This window comes from Pseudoflavonifractor capillosus (genome assembly GCF_016899775.1).
Classification (GTDB): Bacteria; Bacillota; Clostridia; order Oscillospirales; family Oscillospiraceae; genus Lawsonibacter.
In genome coordinates, this window is sequence record NZ_JACJJE010000091.1 from 1 (window position 1) to 7,621 (window position 7,621).

8 protein-coding genes and 1 pseudogene are annotated in these 7,621 nt (G+C 58.3%); all 9 read right to left on the reverse strand.

The window, feature by feature from the left end; all coding sequences use genetic code 11:
• A partial coding sequence (locus H6B31_RS15875; RefSeq protein ID WP_204899391.1) for a M23 family metallopeptidase occupies window positions 1-788 on the reverse strand: 788 nt, incomplete at its 3' end.
• Window positions 785-1,864 carry an S-layer homology domain-containing protein gene (locus H6B31_RS15880; protein WP_204899392.1) on the reverse strand — a complete coding sequence of 360 codons (1,080 nt, stop codon included), beginning with the start codon at window positions 1,862-1,864 and terminating at the stop codon, window positions 785-787. The genes H6B31_RS15880 and H6B31_RS15875, both read right to left, overlap by 4 nt.
• Window positions 1,865-1,934: 70 nt before the next feature.
• A complete protein-coding gene (locus tag H6B31_RS15885) occupies window positions 1,935-2,723 on the reverse strand; it encodes an adenine nucleotide alpha hydrolase family protein (RefSeq protein WP_204899393.1) in 789 nt (262 codons plus the stop codon).
• Window positions 2,720-4,558 (reverse strand): VirB4 family type IV secretion system protein, encoded by a 1,839-nt coding sequence (locus H6B31_RS15890; RefSeq protein WP_204899394.1) that lies wholly within the window; start codon window positions 4,556-4,558, stop codon window positions 2,720-2,722. The genes H6B31_RS15885 and H6B31_RS15890 overlap by 4 nt, the downstream gene beginning before the upstream one ends.
• The gene (locus H6B31_RS15895; protein ID WP_204899395.1) at window positions 4,551-5,135 is read right to left on the reverse strand and encodes a hypothetical protein; all 585 of its coding nucleotides are present in this window, start codon (window positions 5,133-5,135) and stop codon (window positions 4,551-4,553) included. The genes H6B31_RS15890 and H6B31_RS15895 overlap by 8 nt, the downstream gene beginning before the upstream one ends.
• Window positions 5,135-5,395: a hypothetical protein gene (locus H6B31_RS15900; RefSeq protein WP_177692299.1), complete on the reverse strand. Its 261-nt coding sequence runs from the start codon at window positions 5,393-5,395 to the stop codon at window positions 5,135-5,137. Before H6B31_RS15900 ends, H6B31_RS15895 begins: the two co-directional genes overlap by 1 nt.
• A gap of 57 nt (window positions 5,396-5,452) precedes the next feature.
• A complete protein-coding gene (locus H6B31_RS15905; protein WP_204899396.1) occupies window positions 5,453-5,818 on the reverse strand; it encodes a hypothetical protein in 366 nt (121 codons plus the stop codon).
• 99 nt (window positions 5,819-5,917) lie between these two features.
• Window positions 5,918-7,402, reverse strand: a pseudogene (locus tag H6B31_RS17750) (DNA cytosine methyltransferase); the annotation flags it as partial.
• Between the two features lie 12 nt (window positions 7,403-7,414).
• Window positions 7,415-7,621 (reverse strand): conjugal transfer protein TrbL family protein (locus H6B31_RS15920; RefSeq protein ID WP_243419110.1); only part of this gene is annotated, 207 nt, incomplete at its 5' end.

Below are 7,621 nucleotides of genomic sequence, written 5' to 3' on the forward strand. Positions count from 1 at the left end.
ACGGACAGGTCCATGCCGGTGTGCCCTCTTGTCTCCCCGGTGAACGGATCGCTGCGGTAGCCGAACTCGGAGGTGACCCGGCTCTGCCACCCGGAACCGATGGGGGAGCAGAATCCGTCCGCGCCGATGTAGGGAGTCTCCGCACCCGGGATCCACCCCTCCATTCCAGTGGAGGAGCCGTAGCGCACCAGATTGTAGATGCTGTCCGCGTTGCGCTTCTGCTCTGCTGAGATCGTGAGCCCTGTTACTGCAGAGACGTTACTCCAAATGGTTTCCAGGTCCGGGATGGGGACGGCCACCGTGTAGGTCTCCTCCTGCTCCACTTTGTTCCCGTCCTTATCCGTCACGGTCATGGTGCGGGTGCGCTCCTCATAGGTGACGAAGCAGTCCACAAAATCCTGATCCGCCCGGCCCTCTGGAGCATCTGTGCCAAAGAACAGGACATAAAAAATCGCCTTGACTCGGGTGTCGTCAAGACGTTTGTCCCCTTCTGTCATGCGGTTGATTTTCTCTGTCAGCTCGTCCAGCTTGGAGAAACTGGACTGCATGTCTTCCATGTAGGTTCGGTACTCCGCTGGGACGCTCTCCGGCAGAGCCCCGCCGTGGAAGCACAGCTCCACCATGCTGGTGTTGTGCTCCGAAGTTCCACCCAGAAGGCAGCACAGCAGAGCGACTACCAGAATAACTGGGGAGAAAATCGCCGCCAGCACCCAGCCGATTTTTCTGCGGCTGCTTTCATCGGTCAGGGTCAGGAGCACGGTCCTGGCCAACACCGCGGCAGAACTCATGCCCCTAACTCCTCCAGCGTCAGGAAGTAGGCGTAGGTCTCAGGCGCCGCTTCCTCCAGCGCTTTCATACGCATCTTGTCGCCGTTCCAGTCAGTCCAGTATTCAAAGAACTCCGCAAAATACTCATGGGAGTTTTCTGCTGAGTACTCTCCCAGCACCTTGCTGGCAGGCTCCGCCTCCTGGCGGTATAGACGGTCAACCTCCGCGGGAAAGCCAAGCGTCTGATGATAGAAGTGTCCAAACTCATGGACCACGCACGTGGGAACCTTTGCGCAGATCTTTTTCTGCTGATAGTTGGTAAACCCCGTGCAGGACATCCCCAGCTCATCTCCCAGGGCGTCCACCGCCCGGCTGTCCACATGGAAGGACCAGTCCCTCTGGATGTACTCGTCCAGAATGGACTCGGGTACTTTCTGGATCTCGCGCAGATACGGTCCCAGGTCCGCTTCATCTGGGTTGTGAACATCCCAGGTCTCTACCACGTCCGGAACTTCCGTCTGAAGGCCGTTTTCATGGATCTGATACAGAAGCTGCACAGCCTCTCCCCGGGTGACCAGCTCCAGCGGTTCCGTATTCTCGCCGCATAATCTGTTTTCCCAGCCGACCCGGATGTAGTTTTCCGCCGTAGTCAGCGGCACTCCGTCTTCGTAGAACTCATAGGGGTAGACCGGAACATCCTCCGCCGCAAAGGCGCTGGCGTACACGGCGGAGCGGCACATCCCGGTATCCGGGCGGAGCATCGCGTCCATATCCAGCCATCCCTCCCGATAGGCCTGGGACAGTTCCGCCTCGCCAAAGGGTGTACCCGGGGGCGTTTCCACGTCCAGTCCATAGGCGCGGCAGAGCATCACCGCCCACTGCCGGATGGTGATGGGATCATCCGGCGAGAAGGTGTCCACCCCGGTCCCCTGGGAGATCCCGTGCTCCACAGCGAAGACGACGCCGTCGTACCAGGGGGAGGTTGAATCTACATCTCGAAACAGGAGTGGTTCCGCTGCGGCGGCGCCCAGCGCCAACTGCAGACAGAACACTGCGGTCGCTCCAGGGAGCGCCAGCCATTTATGGAATTGCTTCATAGTTTTTTGCCTCCTCCTACTGTTTGTAAAAAAGAAAGCCGGGACACTCCCGGCACAAGTCCTTATATTTTTAACCGCTCACAGAGCAGGAACAGGGCAGGTCGTCCGCGGAGAAGGCCTCGGGAAGCGTGAGCTGCGCCTCATCCGCCAGAATAAAATCCCGCCAGGCAAAATCCCGGCCCAGGCCTCGCACGGTCCGCAGATTCGGCCTGGCATTGTCCTCAATGGCCAGAGCCCGTTCCAGCAGTTCCGGATATTGGTGGTACAGGGTACGGATCTCCCGGGGCTTCATGGACGGGCAGAAAAAACAAGAGGACTTTCCGGGCAGGGGAAGGCCCGCGCTCTGGATGGCTTGGACGCAGTCGCCGCGTTCCCATCCCCAATCTATGAGGGGGTACTCCTTCCGGTATTTCGGATCCTGGAGGTCGTGGGGCAGCGCTTTGATTCGCCGGCGCTCCTCTCCGGCATCATAGCCGATCAGCTTCACCACCTTCTCGCCCTTTGCCCAGGCATCCCGGCAGCCGGGGTGGTGGTTGCAGAACTTTTCCTGGGGCGTTACCTTGTGTTTTAAGGAGCACTTTTTATGGCCGTAAGCAATGGAAGGCAGGCTTTTGGACCGCAGGCACTCCTGCTCTAAAGTCAGCCGTTCGCCGTCCTTTGTCGTGTACCACACTCTGGTAATGGGGGGCATCCCGTGCTCCAACAGCCAGCGCTCCATGATCTCCAGGTATTCATAGGTATGGGGCTGTTCTCCGCCGGGGTCCGCAAAGAGGATCAGATCCACTGGGATCTGCCGCTGCCAAAGCCCCACCAGCATGGCGGTGGAGTCCGTCCCACCTCCGTAGCCCACTACCGTCATACGCCTCCCGCCGTTCCAAACAGCGCGCGCTTGTGCTTGGGTGCAATGACCTGGAGGAGATAGCGCTCCTTGCCGCATTTGTAGAGGCAGTTTCCCTTCTGGGCCTGACATACGAGTTCGTACTCGAATTTCTCCAGCTGCAGATTGTCCATGTAGAACCGACCGTCAATGGCCCCTGGGTTGAACAGGAACTGGTGAGTTGGGATGGCAAACAGAGGCCGGGTGAGTTCCCGGATCCCCGGCTGGTCGAAATCTTCCAAATTTTGACTAGCCAGAATCAGGGAGGACTCCTTCTTCCGCACCCGCTTCAGACAGTTTCGGATGTAGGTCACCGCTGTTGGGTTGGTGAGCCATAAGTAGAGCTCATCAATGGCAGCCACGGTATTTCCGGCAGTAAGCAACTGGTCAGACATGTAGGAGAGGACGGTGAACAGCAGGGTGTCCCGCAGGTTCTGGGCCACGTTGTCCAGGCCCTTTACACAGAACACCAGGAACCGGCTGGAGGAGATGTTGGTGTGGCCGTTGAAGAATCGAGCGTCCGCCCCCTTGCACATGGAGTGGAGACCCAGCAGCAGGTCCCGGAGCATCTCCCTGGGGTAGAGCTGGAGTTTCGTCTCCTGCTCATAGTGCTCATAGGCTGCCTCAATAACGTCATACAGGTCAGAGAGGATGGGATAGTCTGTTGGGACCATTGTTGTGAAGTCCGTTTTGTCGGAAATCCCCCAGCTTTGGTAGAGCCGCTCGATCATCAGCTCCAGTGCATCGATGTGCGGGGTATCAAAGTCCTTATAGACCCGGAAGATGTCCCGCAGAAAGGAGATGTGCTGGGCCAGAAGGGTTCCGCGAAAGGCTGCAGGCTCCTCCGGGTCGTCCGGATCGCTCCCGTCGTCCCACCGCCTGGGCTCCAGCAGGTTGATGCGGTATTGGCCGCTGAGAAAGTCCAGGAAGCAGCCGCCCAGGTTTTCGCACAGCTCCTCCATCTCATGCTCCGAGTCCAGGGAGATGACCGACTTGCCCGCTAGGGCCACGTTGCACAGCAGGAGCTTTAGCAGAAAACTCTTGCCCTGGCCAGAGTTGCCCAGGATGATGGCGCTGCCGTTGGTCTTGTCCGGGGCTCGCCGGTCCAGGTCCAGAATAATGTTGGTTCCGTACTTATCCCGGCCAATGTAAAATCCCCTGGGGTCGGTCTTGCCGGAGTAGCTGATGGGGTACAGATTGGCCGCGCTGGAGGCGGGGAGCACCCGCTCGGCAAAGGAGCCGAAGGCATTCTTTCCCGCCGGATTGACGGAAAGAAACCCCTCCCGCTGGCGCAGGAGCAAGGGGTCTGCGGAGAGCTTGGAACGGAGGAGGACGGCTTGGACCGCGTCCTTCAGGCCCCGCAGCTCGTCCAAAGATTTGGCCGTGAGCTCCAGAAGCACCGAGCAGTGGACCAGCGGCTCCTGATTCCGGCGCAGGCCCCGGATGAGTTCTTCCGTGTCCTGAAGCTTGGCCTCCGCCGTGACGCTCTGCTTCATGTTGTTTAGGTTGCTCCGCTCCATGCGTGTCTTATTGGCGGCGGCATGTAGAATGGCATTCTCCTCGGCGGCCGTGACCTCCCGCGTGGACAGATGCAGAGTGACGCCCTCCATCTCTCCCAGCCGCCGCAGGAGGGCCAGCTCTTCCGTGATTGGCGGGTAGGTCCGCAGGGCCATGACTGTGCGGTAGGTCCCGCCCAGGATGTAGTGGTCCGTGTTGAACTTCACCGCCGCCGGGGCGATCAGGTCCAGAAACTCCTTGGGCCTGGGGGGAGATGCTTCCGCAGCCGGTTTCTTTTTCTGCTTTTGATTCTTAGCCATGTGCTGTCACCGCCCTCTCTCCATCCACATCCTCCGGGGCCTCAGTCAGGAGCTCCTGGCGGTAGTAGACCGACAGCAGCCGCTTCACATCTGATTCTTCCGCTAAATGCAGAGAGAGACCGTGACCAGAGAGCGCCTTCTCGGTCTGCCGCAGGCCGCTCTCATCCGCAGCCGATTTTTGATCTAAACGCTGAACGAGGACAAACTCCCGGGCAGAGGCGGAAGCGGACTGAATGGTATCCAGGTGCTCCAAGTCCTGCCTCAACAGTTCCCGCAGGGCCGGATTCGTCTCCTCCTCCAGGCGGGTGCGATAGAACTCTCGGTTCTGCCCAAAGGTCTCCTGGGAGTCCAGGGCCAGCAGTTCAAGGTCCGGCTTTGCCTTGAGCAGCGCCGTGAACGCCTGTACCCGCAGCCGGATCGCTTCCACGGACAAAACAGAGAGGTTATCTGGGTATACCAGAAAAAATACCAGCTCCTCATTCCCGGCAGTAAGGCCGTGGGCATTGATCCGGCGGATCCCCATGAGCTGCCGAGTGGTCTGCCGCTGTTTCAACAGCTGTTTTTGCTTTCGATTCATCAGTTCAACCCCCATTCGTAAAATTGCTGCCGCAGAAAGAGAAAGCACGCCGCCCGCCACAGAAAGTCCAGGATGCTGGAACCGTCCACCTGAATGGACAGGAAGGCATACAGAGCGGTGATCACCAGAGGGGCCATGCCGATCCCCTGGGCCAACGCCAGAACAGAGAGGATAAGGCAGACGCCCAAAATGGCGATGTCTCGCAGAAGCCATAGCCACAGCATAGGCTTGGCCTTTAAATTTTCCGGATAGATAATCAATGTGATCTCCTTCAAAAAAAGCGCCGCCAGGTCATCCGGCGGCGCACAAGTTTGATTTTATTCGTTTTCTTCCTGCAGATCCTTCTGCTCCGCCTCAGTTTCCTGTTCGGTTTCTTCAACAGGCTCCTCTGCCTCATCCGCGAGGGCGTCCTGGATGCAGGCGAGGAAGAATTCCTTCTGCTTCATACCGTGGCGCTGGAGGTAGTCCTTGAACGCCTCGAACAGCTCTGCCGGTACCTGAAAGGCTACGGTTCTGGTTTCTGTGTTTGTCATCTTCTGTTCCTCCTCGGATTGATAAAATGTGGTGATGAGCCAGGTCATGTACTCGCCCAAACTCTTACCGGACTGGGTTTGACGTTCCCGAACCTGACGGTGCAGGCCGACCGGAATTGGGGCACATAAATTGATTTTTTCACTTATCATTTCAGGTTATCCCCCCTTCATTTCAGCACAAACAATACCAGAAGAAGATCCATAAAGCTATTGCCACACCCACTAAAAATAGCCTTGAAAACCAAGCAGAAGCGCCAATGTAATACGGCGGATCAGATACTCTACACAAGGAATCGCCAAGCTGTTGCCCAGGGCACGGTAGCGTGCGGAGTCGGAAGCGCCCGGTACATCGGTCCAGCCATCCGGATAGCCTTGCAGGCGTTCGCATTCGATTGGGACAAGCCTTCGAATCAAAAAAGGCTGTTCCAGAACTACGTCGGTGGCGTCTTTGCTCTGCCTGGCGCTCTGAGTCCCCGCTGTATCGGTCTCCCGAAACGCATCGGATCTGGGGCGGGCATATACCTGCCTGGACGAAGCCGGCTTTGGCTGTGCCACCAAGCTGAGATTGTTGCCGCCGGTCCCCGCCCGGGCCGGGAGCGTGGGGGCAACGGAAAGGGGGCCCCTGTACCTGGCGTCGATCCCGTGATTTTCATAGAGGTCCGGCCCTTCGGACAGCACCAGAGGCTGGTGGCCGTGCTCTTGGGACCGGAGTGTCCCGGAAATATTCTCGGAACATTCCATAATGCTGCCGCCCTGGTCGTTGAGACAGAGGACGGATGGCATGCAGTTTCCGCTGGCCGAGCCCTTCAAGGTGGGGGCAATCTGCTCTGAGTAGGCAATGCTTCCTGCGCTGGATCCAGCTCCGGCGGAGAAACCTGCAGAAAACTTGGTGTTTTCCGTACCCTGCCCATCTGACGAATCGCTGTCTGCCTCTGCATTCAGCTCCGAGAGCTCATCCAAGGAGCAAAGGCCCGCCTGGATCATCAGCGCGGTTTTCAATTTCTCCGGCAATTCTTTTCCCCGTTCCTCCGACCGGCGCAGGATTCCCCTGCAGGCAGTCTGGGATGAATAGTATTTCGAGGGGACTGTATCCAGCAAAATCTGCGATAAGGAAGATTCTACGACGTCGCTGGGGCACTCCGAGGTATTGAGCGTCCCAAGTGACCCAAGCCACACAGGATCGTTCTCCCAGCACGGCCCCAGCATATTCCCAGCGCCCGGTCTCAGGTCTAACAACATGAAGGTGTGGTTCTTCAATTTGGAGGAAGGACTGGAGGACGATTTGGAAGTCCGCTCCCGGCCTCTTTTCTCTGGTGACGGTGTCTCGTCCGCTGGAGAGGGCTCCAACGACATTCTCCCATATTCCGTATCTGGGCCGAACAGCGAGAGCTGTTCGGCCTCGTCGTTTTTCTGCATTCCGCATCTCCCCAATCACGCGGATCTGTTCCGCAAACAGGCCGGAACGAGTACCGGCCAAACCGGCCCGGGCTCCGGCCACACTGAGTCCTGGCAGGGACTGCCTCCGCAGATGATATCCGTCGGAGGCAATGCTGCTCCATCCAGCGTTGTGATGTCTCCCACATGCGTCATCTGCGGAAAACGCCACTGTGTCACGGAGATGGGAAAGGGCTCGATCTCACTGGCCCACAGAGGCTTTACTCCGCAGCGCACCGCCGCGAGGGGGAATCCTCCAATGCCGTCAAAGAGACTGCCCATAGTAAGTACGCTCATCATGATCTCCTCCTTTTATTTCGCTACCGCTTGGGCGATGGTCCGGGTGGTGTTCACTGCGGCTTGGGCGGTGTAGACGGCGGACATGATGTTTGCCCGGGTGGTGGTGTCCAGGCCGAACGTACCGGCGATCCGGGGCACTTCATTGGCGGACAGCATGAGACCAAGTCCAAGCAGTGCGTTCTCCCGAAACACCATAAGACCGGCTATCAGAATGGTGGA

Bases quoted from the DNA above. Each gene is read 5' to 3' on its own strand.
- H6B31_RS15895 (WP_204899395.1), bottom strand. From the start codon at position 5,135: ATGAATCGAAAGCAAAAACAGCTGTTGAAACAGCGGCAGACCACTCGG.
- H6B31_RS15890 (WP_204899394.1), bottom strand. From the start codon at position 4,558: ATGGCTAAGAATCAAAAGCAGAAAAAGAAACCGGCTGCGGAAGCATCT.
- H6B31_RS15905 (WP_204899396.1), bottom strand. From the start codon at position 5,818: ATGATAAGTGAAAAAATCAATTTATGTGCCCCAATTCCGGTCGGCCTG.
- H6B31_RS15880 (WP_204899392.1), bottom strand. From the start codon at position 1,864: ATGAAGCAATTCCATAAATGGCTGGCGCTCCCTGGAGCGACCGCAGTG.
- H6B31_RS15885 (WP_204899393.1), bottom strand. From the start codon at position 2,723: ATGACGGTAGTGGGCTACGGAGGTGGGACGGACTCCACCGCCATGCTG.